General features: G+C 51.6%; 24 protein-coding genes. 2 read left to right on the top strand and 22 right to left on the bottom strand.

Annotated features, from left to right (window positions below; translation table 11 throughout):
• Positions 1 to 100: 100 nt before the first annotated feature.
• The 11 genes from JK198_RS08705 to cysG form a co-directional block, all read right to left on the bottom strand.
• Positions 101 to 727: a protein-L-isoaspartate(D-aspartate) O-methyltransferase gene (locus tag JK198_RS08705; protein WP_212709450.1), complete on the bottom strand. Its 627-nt coding sequence runs from the start codon at positions 725 to 727 to the stop codon at positions 101 to 103.
• Positions 721 to 1482 carry a 5'/3'-nucleotidase SurE gene (gene surE / locus JK198_RS08700; RefSeq protein ID WP_212709451.1) on the bottom strand — a complete coding sequence of 254 codons (762 nt, stop codon included), beginning with the start codon at positions 1480 to 1482 and terminating at the stop codon, positions 721 to 723. The genes JK198_RS08705 and surE overlap by 7 nt, the downstream gene beginning before the upstream one ends.
• Positions 1463 to 2512 (bottom strand): tRNA pseudouridine(13) synthase TruD, encoded by a 1050-nt coding sequence (gene truD / locus JK198_RS08695; RefSeq protein ID WP_212710373.1) that lies wholly within the window; start codon positions 2510 to 2512, stop codon positions 1463 to 1465. Before truD ends, surE begins: the two co-directional genes overlap by 20 nt.
• Positions 2509 to 2988: a 2-C-methyl-D-erythritol 2,4-cyclodiphosphate synthase gene (gene ispF / locus JK198_RS08690; RefSeq protein ID WP_212709453.1), complete on the bottom strand. Its 480-nt coding sequence runs from the start codon at positions 2986 to 2988 to the stop codon at positions 2509 to 2511. Before ispF ends, truD begins: the two co-directional genes overlap by 4 nt.
• Positions 2988 to 3704: a 2-C-methyl-D-erythritol 4-phosphate cytidylyltransferase gene (gene ispD, locus JK198_RS08685; RefSeq protein ID WP_212709454.1), complete on the bottom strand. Its 717-nt coding sequence runs from the start codon at positions 3702 to 3704 to the stop codon at positions 2988 to 2990. Before ispD ends, ispF begins: the two co-directional genes overlap by 1 nt.
• Positions 3705 to 3714: 10 nt before the next feature.
• Complete coding sequence (gene ftsB, locus JK198_RS08680; RefSeq protein ID WP_212709455.1) at positions 3715 to 4032, bottom strand: cell division protein FtsB; 318 nt, start codon at positions 4030 to 4032, stop codon at positions 3715 to 3717.
• 160 nt (positions 4033 to 4192) lie between these two features.
• Positions 4193 to 4516, bottom strand: a complete 324-nt coding sequence (locus JK198_RS08675; RefSeq protein ID WP_212709456.1) for a DUF3561 family protein — start codon at positions 4514 to 4516, stop codon at positions 4193 to 4195.
• Between the two features lie 46 nt (positions 4517 to 4562).
• The gene (gene cysC / locus JK198_RS08670; protein ID WP_212709457.1) at positions 4563 to 5168 is read right to left on the bottom strand and encodes an adenylyl-sulfate kinase; all 606 of its coding nucleotides are present in this window, start codon (positions 5166 to 5168) and stop codon (positions 4563 to 4565) included.
• A complete protein-coding gene (cysN, locus tag JK198_RS08665; RefSeq protein WP_212709458.1) occupies positions 5168 to 6598 on the bottom strand; it encodes a sulfate adenylyltransferase subunit CysN in 1431 nt (476 codons plus the stop codon). The genes cysC and cysN overlap by 1 nt, the downstream gene beginning before the upstream one ends.
• Before the next feature lie 10 nt (positions 6599 to 6608).
• Positions 6609 to 7517 carry a sulfate adenylyltransferase subunit CysD gene (gene cysD / locus JK198_RS08660; RefSeq protein ID WP_212709459.1) on the bottom strand — a complete coding sequence of 303 codons (909 nt, stop codon included), beginning with the start codon at positions 7515 to 7517 and terminating at the stop codon, positions 6609 to 6611.
• A 10-nt stretch (positions 7518 to 7527) separates the two neighbouring features.
• Positions 7528 to 8940: a siroheme synthase CysG gene (cysG, locus tag JK198_RS08655; protein ID WP_212709460.1), complete on the bottom strand. Its 1413-nt coding sequence runs from the start codon at positions 8938 to 8940 to the stop codon at positions 7528 to 7530.
• Positions 8941 to 9173: 233 nt separating this feature from the next.
• Between cysG and JK198_RS08650 the strand changes: the two genes are divergently transcribed.
• Positions 9174 to 10157: an aminopeptidase gene (locus JK198_RS08650; protein ID WP_212709461.1), complete on the top strand. Its 984-nt coding sequence runs from the start codon at positions 9174 to 9176 to the stop codon at positions 10155 to 10157.
• A 6-nt stretch (positions 10158 to 10163) separates the two neighbouring features.
• Here JK198_RS08650 and JK198_RS08645 read toward each other — a convergent pair whose 3' ends face one another.
• Genes JK198_RS08645 through cysJ form a run of 3 tightly spaced genes read right to left on the bottom strand, consistent with a single transcriptional unit; the run spans position 10164 to position 14430 of the window.
• A complete protein-coding gene (locus JK198_RS08645; protein ID WP_212709462.1) occupies positions 10164 to 10898 on the bottom strand; it encodes a phosphoadenylyl-sulfate reductase in 735 nt (244 codons plus the stop codon).
• Positions 10899 to 10909: 11 nt separating this feature from the next.
• Entirely contained in the window at positions 10910 to 12622 is a 1713-nt protein-coding gene (cysI, locus tag JK198_RS08640; RefSeq protein ID WP_212710374.1) for an assimilatory sulfite reductase (NADPH) hemoprotein subunit, read from the bottom strand.
• Positions 12622 to 14430, bottom strand: a complete 1809-nt coding sequence (cysJ, locus tag JK198_RS08635) for an NADPH-dependent assimilatory sulfite reductase flavoprotein subunit (RefSeq protein WP_212710375.1) — start codon at positions 14428 to 14430, stop codon at positions 12622 to 12624. Before cysJ ends, cysI begins: the two co-directional genes overlap by 1 nt.
• Before the next feature lie 273 nt (positions 14431 to 14703).
• On the opposite strand from cysJ, the gene queD reads away from it, so the two are divergent.
• Complete coding sequence (queD, locus tag JK198_RS08630; RefSeq protein ID WP_212709465.1) at positions 14704 to 15066, top strand: 6-carboxytetrahydropterin synthase QueD; 363 nt, start codon at positions 14704 to 14706, stop codon at positions 15064 to 15066.
• Positions 15067 to 15135: 69 nt separating this feature from the next.
• Here queD and queE read toward each other — a convergent pair whose 3' ends face one another.
• From queE to JK198_RS08590, 8 genes are all read right to left on the bottom strand, one after another.
• Positions 15136 to 15807: a 7-carboxy-7-deazaguanine synthase QueE gene (gene queE, locus JK198_RS08625; protein WP_212710376.1), complete on the bottom strand. Its 672-nt coding sequence runs from the start codon at positions 15805 to 15807 to the stop codon at positions 15136 to 15138.
• Positions 15808 to 15922: 115 nt separating this feature from the next.
• Positions 15923 to 17596 (bottom strand): vWA domain-containing protein, encoded by a 1674-nt coding sequence (locus tag JK198_RS08620; protein WP_212709467.1) that lies wholly within the window; start codon positions 17594 to 17596, stop codon positions 15923 to 15925.
• 44 nt (positions 17597 to 17640) lie between these two features.
• Positions 17641 to 18030 carry a hypothetical protein gene (locus JK198_RS08615; RefSeq protein WP_212709468.1) on the bottom strand — a complete coding sequence of 130 codons (390 nt, stop codon included), beginning with the start codon at positions 18028 to 18030 and terminating at the stop codon, positions 17641 to 17643.
• A 13-nt stretch (positions 18031 to 18043) separates the two neighbouring features.
• The gene (tadF, locus tag JK198_RS08610; protein WP_212710377.1) at positions 18044 to 18637 is read right to left on the bottom strand and encodes a tight adherence pilus pseudopilin TadF; all 594 of its coding nucleotides are present in this window, start codon (positions 18635 to 18637) and stop codon (positions 18044 to 18046) included.
• The gene (locus JK198_RS08605) at positions 18618 to 19133 is read right to left on the bottom strand and encodes a TadE/TadG family type IV pilus assembly protein (RefSeq protein ID WP_212709470.1); all 516 of its coding nucleotides are present in this window, start codon (positions 19131 to 19133) and stop codon (positions 18618 to 18620) included. The genes tadF and JK198_RS08605 overlap by 20 nt, the downstream gene beginning before the upstream one ends.
• A 21-nt stretch (positions 19134 to 19154) precedes the next feature.
• Positions 19155 to 19892 carry a tight adherance operon protein gene (locus JK198_RS08600; RefSeq protein ID WP_212710378.1) on the bottom strand — a complete coding sequence of 246 codons (738 nt, stop codon included), beginning with the start codon at positions 19890 to 19892 and terminating at the stop codon, positions 19155 to 19157.
• A 4-nt stretch (positions 19893 to 19896) separates the two neighbouring features.
• Positions 19897 to 20127 (bottom strand): type II secretion system F family protein, encoded by a 231-nt coding sequence (locus tag JK198_RS08595; protein WP_283092707.1) that lies wholly within the window; start codon positions 20125 to 20127, stop codon positions 19897 to 19899.
• A gap of 18 nt (positions 20128 to 20145) precedes the next feature.
• A complete protein-coding gene (locus JK198_RS08590) occupies positions 20146 to 20748 on the bottom strand; it encodes a hypothetical protein (RefSeq protein ID WP_212715360.1) in 603 nt (200 codons plus the stop codon).
• Between the last annotated feature and the right edge of the window lies 1 nt (position 20749).

Below are 20749 nucleotides of genomic sequence, written 5' to 3'. Positions count from 1 at the left end.
GGCAGAGTACGGCGATGACCACTAAAAGGGCGGGTGGATCCGGACTTTCCTGTCCGTACCCCACTACGCGATAATTTACCGTTTTAGTTAATCATTATTATCAGGCCAGATCACCCTGAATTAGTGGTACAAAGCGCACAGGTTCGATCATATCGTCAATGTAATCATCACCTGAACGCTGGATGCGTCTTAATACCTGCTGTTCATCACCGACGGGCAGGACCATCACCCCTTGTTCACTGAGCTGACCACATAAGGCCGCTGGAATTTCGGGGGGTGCAGCGGTGACAATAATAGCATCAAACGGTCCGCGGGAAGGCCAGCCTTGCCAGCCATCACCGTGGCGGGTAGAGATATTATGTAAATCCAGTTGCTTCAGCCGCCGTTTGGCCTGCCATTGCAGGCTTTTAATCCGCTCTACAGAATAAACATGATCGACCAGGTGGGCCAGAATTGCAGTCTGATAACCTGAGCCGGTACCGATTTCCAGCACCCGTGAATGGGGAGTCAGCCCGAGTAGTTCGGTCATCCGTGCGACCATATAGGGCTGAGAAATGGTCTGACCATATCCTATCGGCAGCGCATTGTTATCCCATGCTTTGTGTTCAAACGCCTCATCAATGAAATGTTCCCGCGGGACTTCTGAGATCGCACGTAAAATATGCTCATCATAAATTCCCTGCTTACGCAACAGTGCCAGTAACGTTTCAATGCGTTTGTTTAGCATGGCAGCGCGACCTCAGCCAGTTTCAGCCAGTCCGCCAGTTTTTCCTGAGTGCGATGGGCAGTCAGATCTGCATCCAGTACGGTAATAGAGATATAACCCTGCTCAATAGCAGAAAAATCTGTATCCGGTCCGGCATCCAGAACTCCGGCCAGCGGACCTATCCAGTAAATCGTTTCTCCGCGGGGATCTTTCTGAGTGATCACCTGATCTGACGGATGGCGACGGCCACAACGGGTCACCCGGTATCCTTTAATTTCAGACATCGGCAGGTCCGGAACATTAATGTTCAGCACACGCCCGGTCCGCAGCGGCACCCGCTGTAACGCCTGTAAAATGGCACAACCGGCCGCGGCCGCGGTGTCATAGTGCCGCTGTCCGTTCAGAGAAATAGCCAGTGCCGGTAACCCCAGGTGACGCCCTTCCATAGCGGCAGCCACAGTACCGGAATAAATCACATCATCACCCAGGTTAGGACCGGCATTAATCCCCGACACAACGATATCCGGTTTGGGCTGCATTAAGGCATTAACCCCCAGAAATACACAGTCTGTGGGAGTGCCCATCATTACCGCGATATCGCCATTGCTGTGGGTAAAAGTACGCAGAGGCGCTTCCAGCGTCAGCGCATTGGAGGCACCGCTGCGGTTGCGATCCGGCGCGACTATCTGTACGTTAGCCATTTTGCGTAATTCACGCGCCAGCACCTGAATGCCCGGGGCAAATACCCCGTCATCATTACTCAGCAATATCCTCAAACTCACCTCCCTGTTGTAACAGTTCACGGACCACACTGGTGGCAAAACTGCCTGCCGGCAGCCAGAAATCCAGCCTGAGAGTTGAATTATCCAGCCATTCCCAGTGCATATTTTTTGGTACTACCAGCATGGCGCGACGTGCCGCATCTGTTTTTTCCTTCACCAGCAATGCACAGAGTTCCGGATACTGTTCCAGGATCTGTTGTTCAAACAATAATGCATCGCCCTGAGGGCCGGCATTGCCTCGCCCCGCCAGCGGAGCGGTCAGCCGTAATTGATCCTGTGCAACCCGCAGACGGACATCAGGCAGTTCTTCATCGTTCGCAACAAACCAGCTGCCACGTCCGGTCAGTTGCACACAGTCACCCGGCATCACCGTTTTCAGGTCACCCTGCGCCGTCAGACGTGCACTGGTGACCTGATTAAAGATAGCACTTCGGGCCGCAGACAGGAGCAAGCTCCGTTTACTGCGATCACGGATGGTAATTTCTCCCCGGGCCCACTGTCCGGCCATCGTCAGGTTATGCCCGTTACGGCCAAACCGCTGTTCGCCAAAGTAATTGACGGCACCACTGCCAGCAATAAGTGCCAGCCGTTGTTCCGCCATCTGCCGGTCACTGACCTGACGAATAATCAGGCTGAAAGCATTACCGGCCAGCGCTCCGGTGCGAATTTTCCGTTTATGGCGTGTTACCTGTAGAATTTCACAGCCTTCGACAGTGAACCCCCGCATATCGGGCATCTCTTTCCCCGGCAGGCGCAGGCAAAAAGTCTGTTCGGTCACCGCATGGCGATCTTTCATTCCCGCAAAACTGACTTCCCTGGCCGGTATTTTCAGATAACGAGCCAGTGCCTCAGCCACAAACCGCGTATTGCAGCCGGTTTTACGCAACCGGACCAGCAGTTGTTCACCTTCACCGTCCGGCTGATAGCCTAAATCTTCGGTGACCCGGAAATCATCAGCCACGGTTTTAATCATTCCGGTTAACTGCGGTTCACCATGCAGATAGCGGAGTTCATGGATTTTCATTTCTCAGCCACCATCAGTAATGCTACTGCTTCACAGGCAATGCCTTCACCACGTCCGGTAAAGCCGAGTTTTTCGGTGGTGGTGGCTTTCACATTCACCTGGTCCATATGGCACCCCAGATCTTCAGCAATATTGACCCGCATCTGGGCAACATGCGGCAGCATTTTCGGGGCCTGGGCAATCAGAGTGACATCGACATTACCAATCTGATAACCTTTCTGGCTAATTCTTAACCAGGCCTCGCGCAGTAACCCGCGGCTGTCGGCACCTTTGAAAGCCGGATCGGTATCGGGGAACAGTTTACCGATATCACCCATTGCTACTGCACCCAGCAGGGCATCGGTCAGGGCATGTAACGCCACATCACCGTCTGAATGGGCAATAAAACCGCGGTCAAACGGGATCCGGACACCGCCTATCACCAGCGGACCTTCGCCGCCGAATGCGTGAACATCAAAACCATGGCCGATACGCATTATGCGTTCTCCTCTGCGTGTATGCGGGTTAAAAAGAACTCTGCCAGTGCCAGGTCTTCAGGGCGGGTCACTTTGATATTATCGCTGCGACCGTGCACCAGTTGCGGATGATAACCGCAATGTTCAACAGCAGATGCTTCATCAGTGATCACCGCGCCTTCAGCCATGGCCCGCGGTAAACATTCTCTCAGCAGGGGGACGGGGAACAACTGCGGCGTCAGTGCATGCCAGAGCCCTTCCCGGTCTACCGTATGGGCGATCAGACTCTGGCGGGGCCCGGCGCGTTTCATTGTATCGCGGACCGGAGAAGCCAGAATACCGCCCTGCTGACTGGTTAATGTCAGTTGCAGTAACCGCTGTAAGTCATCCGGGTGCAGACAAGGCCGTGCAGCATCATGCACCAGTACCCAGCCACTGCCGGTGATCGCCTGCAGGCCGGCAAACACAGAATCAGCACGGCTGTCGCCGCCGGTTACCGCAGTAATACGCGGATCGCTGGCCAGCGGTAACTGAGAAAACTGCTGATCATCCGGATGTAATGCCACGATGACCTGTCTGACTGCCGGATGTTTTAGTAAAGAAGCAATGCTGTATTCAAGCAGAGTGTGTTGACCAATGGTCAGATACTGTTTTGGACGATCAGATTGCATCCGGCTGCCGATGCCAGCGGCCGGAACTACAGCAATCACATCCGGAAGGGATACGGTGCTATTCATTGTGTCGTTTTTATCGTTGTTGGTTTGGCATTGCGGCTTGCGCACTGCGTTTATTTTGTTCCGGCACCAGACGATAGAAAGTTTCGCCGGGACGTATCATGCCCAGCTCATTACGTGCCCGCTCTTCGATAGCTTCCGAACCACCGTTCAGATCATCGATTTCTGCGAACAACTGATCATTACGCGCTTTCAGTTTGGCATTACCCGCCTGATGAACAGCGACTTCCTGATTTACCGTTGTGTAATCATGAATACCATTTTTACCCAGCCACAGAGAGTATTGCAGCCAGCCAAGTAAAATCAGTAACAATATTGTCAGTTTTCCCATCCCCGCCCCCTGAAAAACGGCTCAATCATCCCACAACTTTTGGCCGGACTCCACTGCGGAGACAAAAATGTCGTATTTTTCATAATAATTCAGTTACCGGAAGCGGTATGTCCGTAGCACTAAGGCCGGTTTTTATCAGGGAGAACTCTGCCGTCAATGGCTATTTCCAGCCAGCAAGAAAGGAAAATAATACCCAGAAAAAAGAAATAACAATCAGAAGGGTGAATATCAGAGTCCGGAACAGACGATTGTTCAGCCAGATACTGAGTGCAATCCCGGTAATCACCGAAACGGGTAACAGTGCGAGGAAAAAAGGCCAGGTATACATAAAGAAAAACAGCACACTGGCCCCGAAATAAAAGAAAGGCGTTGCCAGCGCAAAAAGATACGCAAAGAAGCCGATGATCCCGCCGGAAAGAGAGGCGCGTGGCCTCCCGTCCGGGGTGTCATGTTGTCTGGCTGGTAAGGTAGTCACGTTCTGCATATCAATCCTGTCAGTAACCGGCAGGGTCAGAGCAACGCCCGCCGTCTTAACGACCGATAATATCCTGCCTGCGCAGCAGATCGATAATTTCCTCACTCAGTTTTGTAACCAATTGTTCACCATCCAGATGCAGTTCCGGCTGTAGCGGCACCTCATAAACTGCATCAATCCCGGTAAAGTTAGTCAGTTCTCCGGCCCGTGCCTTACGATAAAGGCCTTTCGGATCCCGTGTCTCGCAGACATGCAGCGGGGTATCGACAAAAATTTCAACAAATTGCCCCGCCGCCAGTAATTCTCTGACCATTTGCCGCTCACTGCGGTGCGGAGAAATAAACGCGGTCAGAACCAGTAACCCTGCATCGGCCATCAGTTTTGCGACTTCACCGACACGACGTATATTCTCTTTACGATCATCATCACTGAAACCGAGATCCCTGCAGAGGCCATGCCGGACATTGTCCCCGTCCAGCAGAAAAGTATTCACCCCTGACTGGAAAAGACGTTGTTCGACGGCATCTGCCAGCGTTGATTTACCGGACCCGGACAGCCCGGTGAACCAGACAACTGCGCCACGGTGCCCCTGACGCTGTTCACGTTCACTACGGCTAATCGTGTGGGGATGCCAGACGACATTATCATCATGTTCAGCCATTAACGTTCCCCTGAAATATCCCGGGCGCCCCAGTGGGGGTAATGTTTGCGGATCAGTGCGTTTAACTCACGCTCAAATGCACCGTAGCGCAGGGCATCTGCTTCAGCCCGCTCATCGCTCAGAGCATAGACCATACCGGCACCGACGGTGACATTGGTTAAACGGTCAATAAAGATCAGGCCGCCGGTCACCGGATTTTTCGAGTAAGGATCAATCACCAGCGGTTCATCAAAGGTGACCCTGACCCGGCCAATACCGTTCAGAGGCAGCTGATCGGTTGCAGAAGTCTCCAGCGTATTAATATTAACCTGATGCAGGATACTGTCGACCGTCGCGCGGGCCTGTTTTCCGGCAACTTTAATCTGGTAACTGCTGGCTGCCGTTAAGGGTTTTTCCGCCATCCATACCACATCAATTTCCGCTGACTGAACCGCCTGCAGGGTCTCGTCCGCATCCACCAGCAGATCTCCGCGGCTGATATCAACTTCGTCGTTCAGCACCAGTGTAATGGCTTCACCGGCATTAGCTTCTGTCAGATCACCATCAAAAGTCACAATACGGGCAATGGATGATTTTACTCCGGAAGGCAGTACCTTCACCTGCTGGCCGACCCGTACCTGGCCGGATGCCAGCGTACCGGCATAACCGCGGAAATCAAGATTAGGACGGTTCACATACTGTACCGGGAAACGCATCGGCTGATGTTCCGCTGGCTGGCGGATCTCTGCAGTTTCGAGGATTTCCAGCAGGCCAGGGCCGTTATACCAGGGCATATTATCACTGGCTGAGGCGACATTATCACCGGTCAGTGCCGAAAGAGGCACAAAACGAATATCCAGGTCATCGGGTAACTGGCTGGCAAAGTCCAGATATTCGCCCCGGATCTGATTAAACACATCCTGGCTATAGTCCACCAGATCCATTTTATTGACTGCCACAACCAGGTGTTTAATGCCCAGCAGTGTCGAGATATAACTGTGGCGGCGGGTCTGATCCAGCACCCCTTTACGGGCATCAATCAGCAGAATAGAGAGATCACAGGTCGAAGCTCCGGTAGCCATATTCCGCGTATACTGCTCGTGACCCGGGGTGTCCGCAATAATGAACTTGCGTTTCTCGGTAGAGAAATAGCGATAGGCGACATCAATGGTAATACCCTGTTCACGCTCAGCCTGTAAGCCATCAACCAGTAAAGCCAAATCCAGTTTTTCTCCCTGAGTACCGTGACGTTTACTGTCGTTCTGTAATGAAGATAACTGGTCTTCATAAATCTGGCGGGTGTCGTGTAATAAACGACCAATCAGGGTGCTTTTTCCATCGTCGACGCTGCCACAGGTCAGGAAACGTAACAGGCTTTTATGTTGCTGTGCGGTGAGCCAGGCTTCCACCCCGCCCTGTTCGGCAATCTGTTGTGCTAATAATTCATTCATGGCAGTTTCCTCAGAAATATCCCTGGCGTTTTTTGAGTTCCATTGAACCGGACTGATCACGGTCAATCACACGACCCTGACGTTCACTGGTGGTCGAGACCAGCATCTCCTCAATAATTTCCGGTAATGACTGAGCTTCTGATTCCACAGCGCCCGTCAGCGGCCAGCAGCCGAGCGTACGGAACCGCACCATTCGTTGCTTAATCTCTTCTCCCGGCTGCAGATCAATCCGGTCATCATCAATCATCATCAGCATGCCATCACGTTCCAGTACCGGGCGCGGGGCTGCCAGATAAAGCGGAACAATTTCGATATTTTCCAGGAAGATATACTGCCAGATATCCAGCTCTGTCCAGTTAGAGAGCGGGAAAACACGGATACTTTCGCCTTTGTTAATCTGGCCGTTATAGTTATGCCATAACTCAGGACGCTGATTTTTCGGATCCCAGCGATGAAAGCGGTCGCGGAAAGAATAAATACGCTCTTTGGCGCGGGATTTCTCTTCATCACGGCGGGCACCGCCAAAAGCCGCATCAAAGCCGTATTTATTCAGGGCCTGTTTCAGCCCCTCTGTTTTCATAATATCCGTATGCCTGGCACTGCCATGGACAAAAGGGTTAATCCCCATCGCAACACCTTCAGGATTACGATGCACCAGCAATTCAGCACCGATATTTTTCACTGTCCGATCGCGGAATTCATACATTTCGCGAAACTTCCAGCCGGTGTCCACATGCAGTAACGGAAAAGGTAATTTACCAGGGTAAAATGCTTTACGGGCCAGATGCAGCATCACTGAGGAATCTTTACCAATGGAGTACATCATTACCGGGTTACTGAACTCAGCAGCAACTTCACGGATGATATGAATACTCTCTGCTTCCAGCTGGCGCAGATGAGTTAATCGTTCTTGATCCATACAACGTTCCTCAAACAGAAGGGTTCAGCAGCGGGTCTTCGTGGAGCTGCGATGATGAAGTTTGAAACCATGCAAGCTGATCCTGAAGCAGAACCACCTCGCCAATAACCAGTAACGCAGGAGACGGGGCCTGTTGTGCCAGTGACTCCAGTTCTGCCAGCGTACCTTTTATAATTTGCTGATCGGCCCGTGTGCCGCGGCTGATAATGGCCACCGGGGTTGTGCCGTCACGGCCATGAGCAATCAGCTGGCTGCTGATGGTCGCCGCATTCACCGCCCCCATATAGATAGCCAGTGTCTGGCGGGCACGTGCCAGTGACGGCCAGTCCAGTTCATTGCCCGGCCGGCAGTGTCCGGTAATAAACAGCACACTCTGGGAATGTTCACGGTGCGTCAGGGGAATACCGGCATAGGCCGTCGCGCCGGAAGCTGCAGTGATACCGGGCACGACCTGAAACGGAATTCCTGCTGCTGCCGCTACCTGCAATTCTTCGCCACCACGGCCAAAGATAAAGGGGTCTCCGCCTTTCAGTCGTACTACCCGTTTCCCCTGCAGTGCATGACTGACCAGTAACTGGTTAGTTTCTTCCTGAATCACCAGATGGGCACCGGCACGTTTACCGACACAGATACGGTCAGCATCGCGGCGGCACAAGTCCAGTACTTGTTCGCTGACCAGGTGGTCATACAGCACCACATCTGCCAGTTGTAATACCTGTAATCCGCGCAGGGTCAGCAGCCCCGGGTCGCCCGGCCCGGCACCAACCAGATAGATCTCGCCTTTCGGACTTTCCCGGTGGTGCAGTTCCTGCTCCGCCAGTTGCTCAGCCTCAGTAATCCGCCCTGCGGCTACCAGCGCACTAAAGCGGCCACTGAACAGCCGTTCCCAGTAATAACGACGCTGTTTCACTCCCGGTAACTGTTGTTTAACCCGATCACGCCATTGTCCGGCAATACGGGCAATATTCCCCAGGCTGGAGGGCAGTAATGCTTCCAGTTTTTCCCGCCAGAAACGCGCCAGCACCGGGGCTTTACCACCGGAAGAGATGGCGACCACCAGCGGTGAACGGTCAACAATCGACGGGAAGATAAAGGTACAGCGGGCCTGGTCATCAACCACATTGACCAGTTTCTGACGTTGCTCAGCGGCGTCATATATCCGCTGATTAAGCCCGGGATCATCGGTCGCGGCTATTACCAGGAATACGCGGTCAAGCTGTTGTTCGGTAAAGGCGGTAGCCAGCCAGTGAATGTCCTGTCGCTGGTGGAGTTCCTGCAGTTCGTTACAGAGCTGCCGTGTAACTACGTGGATCACCGCCCCCGAACGACGTAACAGATGAATTTTTCGCGCAGCAATATCCCCACCGCCAACCACCAAAACAGGACGGCCGGTAAGGTCTGCAAATACAGGAAGATAGTCCACAATGCCCTTAGCGTTATTATTCTGAATAACAGAAACTATACGACTGCCACGAGCGTATTGAAATGTCGTTTTGGAATGAGCTGTAACAGAATGGAATATACAGAAGAATCAATGTGTTTATCACCGCACAAAATGCCCGTCTTTCAGAGAAACAGAGATAGCCGTGGCCGCGACAGAGTTACATACTACTGACTATTGCGGCGTTGCCGTTCGTCCCTGAAGGAACCTGTACTATGTTTGCCCTTTTCCGCCTGAGATACTGCCTGCTGGTACTCAGTTGCGGCCTGACTTTTAGCAGTATTGCCGCCCGTCCAGACCAGCCCGGCCACTACGCTGATACAGAAACCCGCCATATTGCCGTTTTTTTCCCCGGCCGGATGGCGGGCAGCCCTGCAGAACTGATGACTGCTGATTATCTTAACCAGCAATTCCATGATCTGGGCTACCGGAGTGACATCCGCCAGCAGAATACCGGCTATCGCTGGCAACCGCGTACCACCGCAGCCCAATGGCAGAAGGTTACCGCAACATCGGTAATTGCCGGAAAAAGTGGTCAGCAGGCGAAAGATATCCTCGTGATAGCCCATCTGGATACGCGAATTGCCGGGACCCCGGCAGAACAGCAGCAGAATATCGGCGGATTACGCCTGCAGGGTGTCGATAATAATGCTGCCGGACTAGGAATTATGCTGGAACTGGCGAAACAGCTGGCCGGAACACACTCAGATTATGGGATTCGTTTTGTGGCACTCAGCGCTACCGAAAATAATATGCAGGGCATGGAAAATTACTTTTCGCGCATGAGTGATGAAGAGAAACACAATACGTTACTGGTTATTAATCTCAATCAACTGGTGGCTGGCAGACGGCTGGAACTGGTCAGTGGCGCAAATACGTCAGCCACAGAACGCGCACGCACTGCCGGTAAAGCAATGGCAATCGCCCGGCAACTGCATATCCCGCTGCATGCCAGACAGCTGACAGGGACAGAACATCAGCAGACAACCCCTTTCGACCAGGCCGGAATCCCGTATTTGCTGGTCACAGCTGAAGATAACAATCACCGACACCCGACTGCGCTGCTGGATGATAAAACCAGCCGCGACAATCTGGAAACGATTGACCAGAAAATGCCGGGCCGGCTGGCTACACGCTGCCGGCAGGCAGTACAGATATTGCTGCCTCTGCTGAAGCAACTCAGCGCTACTGCCGGCTGACAACCATCAGCCTTCGTGCAGGCCACACTCCCGCTTTAGCCCGAAGAAGCGGGTTTCTTCCTCAGCCATTCCCGGCTCCCATTTACGGGTCGTGTGGGTATCGCCGACCGACAGATAGCCCTGCTCCCACAGGGGATGGTATTGCAGGCCATGCTGTTTCAGATACTGATAGACCTGGCGGTTATCCCAGTCAATGATCGGCAGCAGTTTAAAAACACCACGCTGAATTGATAATACCGGCAGCCCGGCACGGCTCTGAGACTGTTCACGGCGCAGCCCGGCAAACCACCCTGATGCCTGTAAGGTCTGCAGGGCACGATTCATCGGTTCAACCTTGTTCAGCATATTGTACTTTTCGATGCCTTCGACACCCTGTTCCCATAGTTTTCCATAACGGGCTTCCTGCCAGGCCGCGGATTCGCGGGCACGGAACACCTGCAGGTTCAGCTGTAATTGTTCCGTCAGTTGATCGATAAACTGATAGGTTTCCGGAAAGAGGTAACCCGTATCCGTCAGGATCACCGGAATATCCGGCTGCTGACGGGTCACAAGATGCAGGCAGACCGCCGCCTGGATACCAAAACTGGAGCTGAGGACCACCGGGCCGGGTATATTCTCCAGCCCCCAGACGACCCGTTGCTCCGCACTCAGAGTGTCCAGATGCTGGTTTACCTCCGCCAGCGCCTGTTGTTGCTGTGATTTGTCCAGTGCATTGAGTGCTGCTAATTGTAATTCAGCCATTATCGCCTCCGTTACTCCCAGAAATCCCGCGCCGGATCCAGTACCGGTCTGACCACCTCACTGCGGATCAGAAAATCACCGAAACCTTCTTCCGCCTGACGTTCTGTGGCCCAGCGGCCAATCAGTTCGTCCAGCACCGCCAGAACCTCTTCCGGAGTAATATTTTCGCGGTACATCCGCGGGATACGCGTACCGATACGGTTACCGCCAAGATGCAGATTATAGCGTCCGGGCGCCTTACCGACTAAACCGGCTTCGGCCAGTAATGCCCTGCCGCAACCATTAGGACAGCCAGTCACACGCAGGACTATATGCTCATCGGCCATATGGTGACGCGCCATAATTTTTTCCACCTCATCGACAAAAGCCGGCAGAAAACGCTCAGCTTCGGCCATGGCCAGCGGACAGGTCGGGAATGCCACACAGGCCATGGAGTTTTCACGCTGGGTCGTAACTGACTCCATCAGACCATGTGCCCGTGCCAGTGTTTCGATGGCCTGTTTCTGATCTTCCGGCACCCCGGCAATAATCAGGTTCTGGTTCGCCGTCAGCCGGAAGTCCCCCTGGTGAATTTTCGCAATTTCGGCAACGCCGGTTTTGATACTGGCCTGTGGCGAATCCAGCAAACGGCCATTTTCGATAAACAGTGTCAGATGCCACTTACCGTCAATCCCTTTGATCCAGCCGAAACGATCGCCACGGGTAGTAAATTCATACGGGCGGATCGGATCGAAACGGATCCCGGCACGCTTTTCGACCTCTGCTTTGAACACATCAACCCCGACGCGTTCCAGGGTATATTTGGTTTTCGCATTTTTACGATCAGTCCGGTTGCCCCAGTCACGCTGGGTAGTCACCACCGCTTCTGCAACATCCAGGGTTTTATCCAGCGGCAGAAAACCGATTTCACTGGCGGTGCGTGCATAAGTCGCTTTGTTGCCGTGGTCAATTGATAATCCCCCGCCTAACAGCAGGTTAAAACCCACCAGTTTGCCATTTTCGGCAACAGCCACAAAGTTCATATCATTCGCGTGCAAATCGACATCATTATTCGGCGGGATAACGACCGTGGTTTTAAACTTACGTGGCAGATAGGTCGCCCCGAGGATCGGTTCCTGGTCAGTGGTGGCCACTTTCTCCTGATCCCACCAGATTTCCGCATAAGCGCGGGTCTGTGGCAGCAGGTGTTCAGACAGACGTTTTGCCCATTCATAGGCTTCCTGATGCAGTTCAGACTCCACCGGGTTAGAGGTACACAGAACATTACGGTTAACGTCGTTGGCCGTAGCCAGTGCATCCAGTCCGACGTCATGCAGCATCTGATGGGCCGGTTTCACGTTTTTCTTCAGAATACCGTGAAACTGAAATGTCTGGCGGTTAGTCAGACGGATACTGCCATAAAGGGTTTTATCGGCAGCAAAACGGTCAATCGCCAGCCATTGTTGCGGGGTGATGATGCCGCCAGGCAACCGGCAGCGCAGCATCATGGCATGACGCGGTTCCAGTTTCTGCTCAGTACGGCTGGCACGAATATCACGATCATCCTGCTGGTACATACCATGGAACCGTATCAGCAGAAAATTATCTCCGCGGAAACCGCCGGTCAGTCCGTCGGACAGATCGTCAGTAATGGTGCCACGCAGAAAATCACTTTGTTTTTTAAGACGCTCAGCATCAGTGAGCTTGCCTTCCACGACCAGTGGGCCCGGGGTTTTATTACTCATTAGTACACATCTCTCTGGTAACGGCGCGATATGCGCAGCTCACTCAAATATTCGTCGGCAGCATCCCGGTCCATCTGTCCGTATTCGGCAATAATATCGACCAGTGCCTGTTCAACATCTTTCGCCATCCGTCCCGCATCTCCGCAGACATACAGATGTGCACCTTCTTCAATCCAGCGCCAGACGTCAGCACCTTTTTCCCGTAGTTTGTCCTGCACATAGATTTTTTGTGGCTGGTCACGGGACCAGGCAAGATCGATATTGGTCAGCAGACCGTCTCTGACATATTTTTGCCATTCCACCTGATAGAGGAAATCTTCAGTAAAGTGCGGATTACCAAAGAACAGCCAGTTTTTACCGCTGGCCCCGTCGTTATCCCGTTGCTGAATAAAAGCTCGGAACGGGGCAATACCGGTACCCGGACCAATCATTATTACTGGCGTTTGCGGGTCAGCCGGCAGGCGGAAATTATCGTTATGTTCAATAAATACCCGGACTTCCCCCTCTTCCGGCAGACGATCGGCCAGGAATCCGGAAGCACCACCACTACGCGGACGGCCTTCAACCTGGTAACGCACAGTACCCACCGTAATATGGACTTCGTCTTCGGTTTCAGCCTGCGATGAAGCAATGGAATATAAGCGAGGGGTCAGCGGACGCAGCAGGTCTGTCAGCTGTTGTGCCTGTAATTCTGTCGGCGCATGACGCACCATATCGACGATCGGCCATTGCTGTGCATAGGCCTGCAGTGCCGCTTTGTCATTAACCAGTGACAGTAACTCACTGTTACCGGATAAATGGGCATATTTTTCGACAATCTGCGCGGTATTTACTGTCAGTTCAAAATGCAGTTGCAGTGCCCGGACCAGCGGCATGCTCTCACCTTTGATACTGATTTGCTGAGCGCCGTCGAGCCACAATAATTTCAGTAACTCTTCTGCCAGCTGTGGATCATTTTCATACCAGACCCCCAGAGCATCTCCGGGACGGTAACGTAATCCGGAATCGCCTAAGTCAATTTCCAGATGACGGATATCTTTTTCTGAATCATTACCGGTGATCTTCTGATTCACCGACAGAGACGCAACCAGTGGCTGCTCTTTGCTGTAGGGAGAACTGTCAATTTCATCACGGGCACCACTGGCGGCCTGTGCAACCTGCCCGGCAGATGCTTGCGGTAAACGCTGCTTCAGCAGCGAAACAATCTGTTGCCGCCACTGATCCGCGGTGGCACTGAAATCAACATCCGCATCGGCGCGAGCCAGCAGCTGTTCAGCCCCCAGCTCCGCCAGCCGCTGATCGAAATCTTTACCCGCCTGACAGAAAAATTCATAGGACGAGTCCCCCAGACCAAATACCGCAAATGCGGTCTCTTTCATGGCCGGCGCTTTCTTTGATAACAGGTACTTGTGTAAGGCAACGGCCTCTTCCGGCGGTTCCCCTTCCCCCTGTGTAGAGGTCACTATTAGTAGGATTTTTTCGCGAGCTATCTGCTTAAATTTATAATCGCCCGCATTCACCAGACTGACGGTGACTTCTGCCGCCAGCAGCTCATCACGCAGCTGTTCTGCCAGCCGCCGTGCGTTACCGGTCTGAGATGCGGAAATCAGGGTAACCGTCGGGGCCTGATCCACAGCCGCTGCCACCGGAGACGCAGTGCCGGCTGGTGCAGGGTTATCTCCACTGATCCGCCCCCAGAAATAACCTGAAAGCCAGGCCAGCTGGGTAACGGAAAAATCCTGTGTTGTTGCTTGTAGTTGTGCCAGCTGTTCCGCCGAAAGCGGGAGCTGTGGGGCCTGATTGGTCATTGCGTTTATGATTCCAGTATCATCGGCGGAAAAAAGGAGTAAAGAAAGTAAGGTTAACTGTAAAAGTATGCACACAAAAGACAGCTTATGCATATCACATAACCAAATTAGCTAAATGGTTTTTTCGTTAAAATTAACCGGAAAAAGTGGTAAGCGGCACCAGACGTTCACCGGCAGCAGATAACTGCCTGCAAAAGGCAAAATAACCGGGAAAAATGTGAGGCGGGAAGAGTTTTACGGTAGAATCTGCGACTTTAACACTCGGGAATTATTATGCCAGTCACCACACTATTCAAAGAGTTTCAGTTTGAAGCTGCCCACTACCTGCCCCATGTCCCGGACGGACACAAATGCGGCCGCCTGCACGGACACTCTTTTCTGGTCCGTCTGGAAATTACCGGCGAAGTGGACCCGCATACGGGATGGGTGATGGATTTTGCCGAACTGAAAAGATTATTCAACCCCCTGTATGAACAACTGGATCACCACTATCTGAACGAAATTGACGGGCTGGAAAATCCGACCAGTGAAGTGCTGGCCGTATGGATCTGGCAGAAAATGAAACCGCTATTACCGTTACTCAGCGCGGTTATGATTAAAGAGACCTGTACTGCCGGGTGTACTTATCGCGGATAATACACATTTACCGGTAAAGCACCGCGGATCATGGCTGATCCGCGCACTGCTGGCGGTATTTCCCGCCGATCAGGCAATATTCAGATACTTATGGGTCTGCATAGAGAGACGCCAGTTTCTTTCAATACAGGTGCTGATACACAGCTCTGTCGCCTCTTGCTTACAGCTGATCGGCTGTAACGCAATCACCCGCAGTTTATCGTCCTGTAGTTGTGCCAGTAACGTGTCCAGCGCTTCAATATCTCGCTGACGGGCGACCGGGTGTTTGATTTCATCCGCCCGGATAAGTGCCTGCGGCAGTACATCATAGCCACCACGCATATTCACTTTAGGCGATACAGTGACAAAGGTCTCTGCGGAACAGCGGACAGGGTGAGTACCGCTGGTTTCTATCTGGCAACGATAGCCGAAAGCTTCCAGTGCTTCGGTCAGTGAACAGAGATCATAGATTGCCGGTTCACCGCCGGTGATCACTACGTGACGGGCCGTCCAGCCCTGATCACTGATCATTTTCAGTATCGTCAGGGCATCTGCATCACCCCATTTATCGCTTTCAACAGTTTTGGTCAGAATATCGCCTACCGGCACAGCATTTTCCGGTAACTTATCCCAGGTATGTTTAGTATCACACCAGCTGCAGCCAACGGGGCAACCCTGCAAGCGGATAAAAATTGCCGGCACGCCGGTAAAAAAACCTTCCCCCTGAAGGGTTTGGAACATCTCATTGATCGGGTACTGCATTTATGGCTCATATCTGCGGTTCAGTAATCGGCTATTATTACAGATCCTGCGCCGCAGATCATGTCAGATCCTGCGGCGTGCCGCCGCAGGATTCATTGGCTGACAGGTCGCCTGATTAACTGGACGTCAGATGACCGGTTTCATCGGTAATAATACCTTTAATCAGTTTGATTAAATCATCGCGCTGAGTGGCCGTTTTAGACCGGGCGGCACCGGTACAATTTTCCCCCCAGTATTTCACCCAGGTACGGGCGTTGGTGGTGGAAATATAATAGAGTTCGACTTTACCGGCATTGGTCTGCGGACGGGCCAGAATGCCTTCTTCTATTTTCTGACACAGCTTGTAGCTTTTCAGCCATTTATCGGTAGTGATTTGCGGGTAACGGCTCTCCTCACCGTCAGACATCATAATAAAAACTTTACGCCGGTTACTGCCTTCCATCATTACCGGCACCGAACGGATTAACGCCGCGGATAAATGTGTCCAGCCCGAAGGTTCCATATTCTGGAACTGATCCAGCGCTGGTTTAGAATCCGTTAACGGTATCAGCCAGGAAGCGGCACTCTGGTTAGTCAGATCATTACCGGTACTGTGTTTCCACCAGCCGCCCTGCTGGCACATCTGGTAATAAGGCCGGTAGGCGGAGGACGCACTTGAGGCCGTTGACCACAGCATCGGGAAAGTGATAATCGCCTCATCGGAGAACATTTTATCCAGTGTCGCCGTGTAATTGATCGCCTCATCATGTTCGATGGTGTAAGCCGATTTCTGGGTGGTGAACACTCTGGCGGCTTTCGCATATTCATTTTCGATCAGTCGCAGAGACTGCGCCGTAAAAATATCTTCCAGCTGATTACGGGGATCTGCAGGTTGCGGATACTTATCCCGCGGGTCAAAACAGGAATACTGTGCCCTGCCTGTAGTTTTCCCGTAACTGTCATTTTTACGACACCACTGATTACGCATCGCCGCTTCACTGAGCACCGGCGCAGACTTCGCTACATATTTCTTATAAAAATCATAGCGGGCCGTGTCCATATCGTACGTCATGCCATTCAGGCTGCCGGAAGCCAGTTTAGTCGAGACACTTTTATCACTCCAGAACGGGTAATTAATATTCCAGCCGTCATTAGGCACAAATAATACCGAGCAGCCAACGTTTTGCCCGCCGCGCTGGTTGGTTCCCGGCATGATCACTGAAACCCCGGTACTGAAAGGTACAATCGCAATCTTCGACTCCGGGCTGTTTTTCAGTACAAAATCTGTAATTTCAGCAAACACACTTTTCAGTATTCTGATCCTGGTCCCCCTTTGTGACGTAGAGAAATCCACCACAAATACATAGTCGGCGGGTTTCGAGACGTACTTATTCACATTGCCGCTGCCGGAATTAAGTGAGTAGCTGCTCTTACCGGCTGTCACTGTCTGGTAAGTAAACAGCAGTGGCAGATCCATGGCGATATCCACGCTATAGCGGGTATAACGGGTATCGGAAGAAGGTAATTTCTGATTCTGTACGACGTTAAATTTTATTTCAGGAATGGTTTTCAGGCCGGGGAAATAATATTTTATCCAGGCTTCAACCATTGCACGGTTAGTTTCAATTTCTTTCAGCCCTTCGGCGGTTTGTGTGTCGTTTGCCAGGGTCGCTGCAGAGACCGCCAGGGTTGCTTCAGAAGCCGCATCCGCCATTCTGGCTTTGCCGGACATCATCGAAACACTGTTAATCCCGAGGGTCATCAGCCCGACCAGTATCGGCAGCAGTATCGCCATGGGAATAATCATCACACCGCGTTCACAGCTGAACCGTCTTAACACAGATAATCGTTTTTTTATAAACATTTCCGTATGTCTTCCGCTGTCGTTAAGTTATAAGATATGCGGCGACTTCCCTGAATACAAAACAGTGCCGGAACCGCAACTGGCCGGTATTTCGCCACCCAAATGCCCGCCGGATCTTTAAGATACCGCGCCGGTCCTGAGCGGAGGTACCCCGACGGGTTAATATCTATCATCGTCACTTCCAGTTTTCGTGCCAGCGTGGTACTCAGATAGAGTTGCTGATTAATTTCTCTGCTGAGCCGGTTAGATTCCGGAATCTCACTGTTAAGAAAAATCACTGCCTGAATCTTAGCGGTAAATGCACTCCGCTTAGCGGCGGCCTCTGTGACTGTCAGAGGAAAAAAACAACTGCTGAGCAGTAACAGATGCGGAAACTTCATTATTACCTCCTGCTCAGCGGGCCAATACGATATTAGATACCGTAATTGTTTCCGGCAGGGCACCGACAGCACTCAGTAATCCCGATAAGCTGCCTGCCGGGGCAGGCACACTTAAGGTGACCTGATATAAAGGTACCCAGCGCCCGCGGATACTCATCGGCGACAGTTCCGCATACCGGGTCAGGGCGCTGGCAGAAGTGCTACATTTTGCCGCACCGGCGGTCATTTTCTGATACTGGTCGACCTGACGCCGGGTCGTCACCTCTTTAAAACTGAGGCTTTCGACCTGCACACACAGTGTTTTGACACTGTTGTCCCCGGCCATAAACCGGGCCAGTTCAGCAAGCTGACTGACATCACTGCTGGTCAGGGTTTCCCGGCCGTCATACAGATTAACCCGCTCTCTGATCACCGAAGCCAGGGAATAATTTATCCGTTCAGCTTTGCTGCGTGTCATCAGCCAGAATCCGTAATCCAGCGCCGCACAGCTCAGAATCGTCAGTAAGGTAAAAATAAATGCCGCTTCCACCAGCACTGATCCTTGTTCTGACTTTCCCTGCGCGAGAATGCTCTGTTTCAGCCACATATCACTGGTCTCCCCGCTCATATTCCTGCACATACACCAGTTTTCTGCTTAAAGAAGCATCCAGCATTGCAACCAGCTTTTTCACCGCACTGTTATTATCAAAAGCGAATAATAATGGCCGGTAGCGATAACCGGCACTGTAAATTGCCAGCGGATATTGCTGGCCCGCACCGGTAAAGCAATTCTCTTTCAGCGAGTCTTTTACCGAACGGCAATAGGTCACTTTCAACGTAAAGTTTTTCGGATCGACAAACATTTTCCAGAATGCACTTTCCTGAGCCACATTCGCGGCAAATAACGCCGTGTAGTCGCCATTATTCTGTTCAGTACGGGATGTCATTCTCGCGGCTTCTGACAGGGTCAGGTCGAGAGAGGCGGAAACATAAAGAAAACGGTTTATTTCAAAAATAAGAAAAATAAAAAATACGAAAATAATAAAAATTAACGAAAACTCTATGGTGACCACCCCTTGTTCACGGGAGAGACGCTGTCGTAATCTTTTGAGTACTGTTCGCATAACCGGCTCCGGTATTTATCCTCAAAAACTTTCAACCCTGAAAAGATCCGCCACCAGCATATCTGGATTTTTAGCATAACTGCCACGTTTGATAATCTCTTTGGCATAACGCAGATCACCGGTTTTCACCAGCGCAAATGCCAGATTACGATCCAGTTGCGGGTTACGGTAACCGCGCAGATAAACCGGTAATAACATCTGTACCGCCTCGTGATAACGTTTCTGAACGATATAGATCATGGCAATATTATTCACTACCGATTCTTCCTGAAAATACGCATTTCTCGCCAGCCCGAAACTGTCGAGGGCCCCGTTCAGATCACCCATTTCAGCCTGAATGACACCTTTCAGGTTCAGGGCCTCTCCGCTATTGGGGTTTTTATTTAACGCGATGCCGATAAAGTTCAGCGCTTCTTTATATTTCCTCAGGGAATTAAGATTTTTACTCTCCAGCAGATACACTTTCATATCAGCACCGGATACCATCAGTTTCTGCAAATGATATAACGATGACTGAAAATCACCGGCCTGATAATAGTATTCGGCCAGCTGATATCTTATTTGTGGCGAGTTATTTTTTTTCAGTTCCTCCTGCTTCATTTTAATCAGACCGGAATAATTTCCTGTTTTTAACAGTATCTGTTCACTCGCGGAACCATCACTGAGCGCAAATTTTTTACCGGCAATTGTGGTCGTCTGGTTACAGCCTGTCAGCAACATAAAGAGAACTGTTATTACTGTCGGTTTTACTAGTTTCACGTTATTAATTCCCCATATTCCCCATCAACCTCATGACCCCCGGTGCTGCAACGATAATAATGACCGGAAACATAAAAAACAGAATCAGTGGCACACTCATCTTCGCTCCGAGCTGACCGATTTTTTCTTCGGTCGCCAGTAACTGAACCTCTCTGATTTCCCTGGCCAGCTCAACCAGCTGTTCATACATTGATGAGCCGTACTGAATACTTTGTTGCAGCATGGCGCAAAACATCCGGGTTTCTGCTGACGGTCATTCACGATAAAAATGCTCCAGAGCAACACTCAGTCCGCTGACCTCGGTACGTCGGACCAGACGACTGATAAAAGGAACAAAGTCAGGATTAATTCCGGACATCTTGTCAGATAAAAATTTGAATGCCTGCTCAATGGTCATACCGCACTGCACACCGATAGCCAGTAATTCGATCATCCAGGGTAGCTCAGCACTGAGTGTTTTGACCCTGCGTTTGACAAACACCGACCTCAGCATGCCCGGCAAAATAATCGTCGATACCAGACTTATCATCGCCGCCATCAGCAAGGATTGCCGGCTGAGAGGCTGTCCGGAAAAAAAGGCCCCGGCCACCACCAGCATAAACATCCCCATGGCCAGCAATCCTTTGTAAGCCATATTGGCATCAAGCTTGCGGTAAATATTCAGCAGCGGATTATTCTGTTCCAGCACTATTTCCGTATGATGGTGTTCTTTCAGTTGCTGAATTTTAAGTTTATGTACACTGGCATCAGCTACAGTTAACGCCTGCTGTAATTTCCGGTTCCGTATTTTTCTCAGTAACAGGTTCCCGGTAATTACCAGCACAATTACTATCATCATTACCAGCATCGGGTTCATG

This window comes from Tatumella sp. JGM91, from assembly GCF_018257575.1.
In the GTDB taxonomy this organism is placed as follows: Bacteria; Pseudomonadota; Gammaproteobacteria; order Enterobacterales; family Enterobacteriaceae; genus Tatumella; species Tatumella punctata.
Note: the sequence above shows the minus strand (reverse complement) of the source record. Positions and strands in the feature narration are given on the sequence as shown.

Excerpts from the sequence above, each read along its gene's own strand:
- JK198_RS08705 (WP_212709450.1), bottom strand. The coding sequence starts at position 727 with ATGCTAAACAAACGCATTGAAACGTTACTGGCACTGTTGCGTAAGCAG.
- truD (WP_212710373.1), bottom strand. The coding sequence starts at position 2,512 with ATGAAAATCCATGAACTCCGCTATCTGCATGGTGAACCGCAGTTAACC.
- ispF (WP_212709453.1), bottom strand. The coding sequence starts at position 2,988 with ATGCGTATCGGCCATGGTTTTGATGTTCACGCATTCGGCGGCGAAGGT.
- ispD (WP_212709454.1), bottom strand. The coding sequence starts at position 3,704 with ATGAATAGCACCGTATCCCTTCCGGATGTGATTGCTGTAGTTCCGGCC.
- ftsB (WP_212709455.1), bottom strand. The coding sequence starts at position 4,032 with ATGGGAAAACTGACAATATTGTTACTGATTTTACTTGGCTGGCTGCAA.
- JK198_RS08675 (WP_212709456.1), bottom strand. The coding sequence starts at position 4,516 with ATGCAGAACGTGACTACCTTACCAGCCAGACAACATGACACCCCGGAC.
- cysC (WP_212709457.1), bottom strand. The coding sequence starts at position 5,168 with ATGGCTGAACATGATGATAATGTCGTCTGGCATCCCCACACGATTAGC.
- cysN (WP_212709458.1), bottom strand. The coding sequence starts at position 6,598 with ATGAATGAATTATTAGCACAACAGATTGCCGAACAGGGCGGGGTGGAA.
- cysD (WP_212709459.1), bottom strand. The coding sequence starts at position 7,517 with ATGGATCAAGAACGATTAACTCATCTGCGCCAGCTGGAAGCAGAGAGT.
- JK198_RS08650 (WP_212709461.1), top strand. The coding sequence starts at position 9,174 with ATGTTTGCCCTTTTCCGCCTGAGATACTGCCTGCTGGTACTCAGTTGC.
- JK198_RS08645 (WP_212709462.1), bottom strand. The coding sequence starts at position 10,898 with ATGGCTGAATTACAATTAGCAGCACTCAATGCACTGGACAAATCACAG.
- cysI (WP_212710374.1), bottom strand. The coding sequence starts at position 12,622 with ATGAGTAATAAAACCCCGGGCCCACTGGTCGTGGAAGGCAAGCTCACT.
- cysJ (WP_212710375.1), bottom strand. The coding sequence starts at position 14,430 with ATGACCAATCAGGCCCCACAGCTCCCGCTTTCGGCGGAACAGCTGGCA.
- queD (WP_212709465.1), top strand. The coding sequence starts at position 14,704 with ATGCCAGTCACCACACTATTCAAAGAGTTTCAGTTTGAAGCTGCCCAC.
- queE (WP_212710376.1), bottom strand. The coding sequence starts at position 15,807 with ATGCAGTACCCGATCAATGAGATGTTCCAAACCCTTCAGGGGGAAGGT.
- JK198_RS08615 (WP_212709468.1), bottom strand. The coding sequence starts at position 18,030 with ATGAAGTTTCCGCATCTGTTACTGCTCAGCAGTTGTTTTTTTCCTCTG.
- tadF (WP_212710377.1), bottom strand. The coding sequence starts at position 18,637 with ATGAGCGGGGAGACCAGTGATATGTGGCTGAAACAGAGCATTCTCGCG.
- JK198_RS08605 (WP_212709470.1), bottom strand. The coding sequence starts at position 19,133 with ATGCGAACAGTACTCAAAAGATTACGACAGCGTCTCTCCCGTGAACAA.
- JK198_RS08595 (WP_283092707.1), bottom strand. The coding sequence starts at position 20,127 with ATGTTTTGCGCCATGCTGCAACAAAGTATTCAGTACGGCTCATCAATG.
- JK198_RS08590 (WP_212715360.1), bottom strand. The coding sequence starts at position 20,748 with ATGAACCCGATGCTGGTAATGATGATAGTAATTGTGCTGGTAATTACC.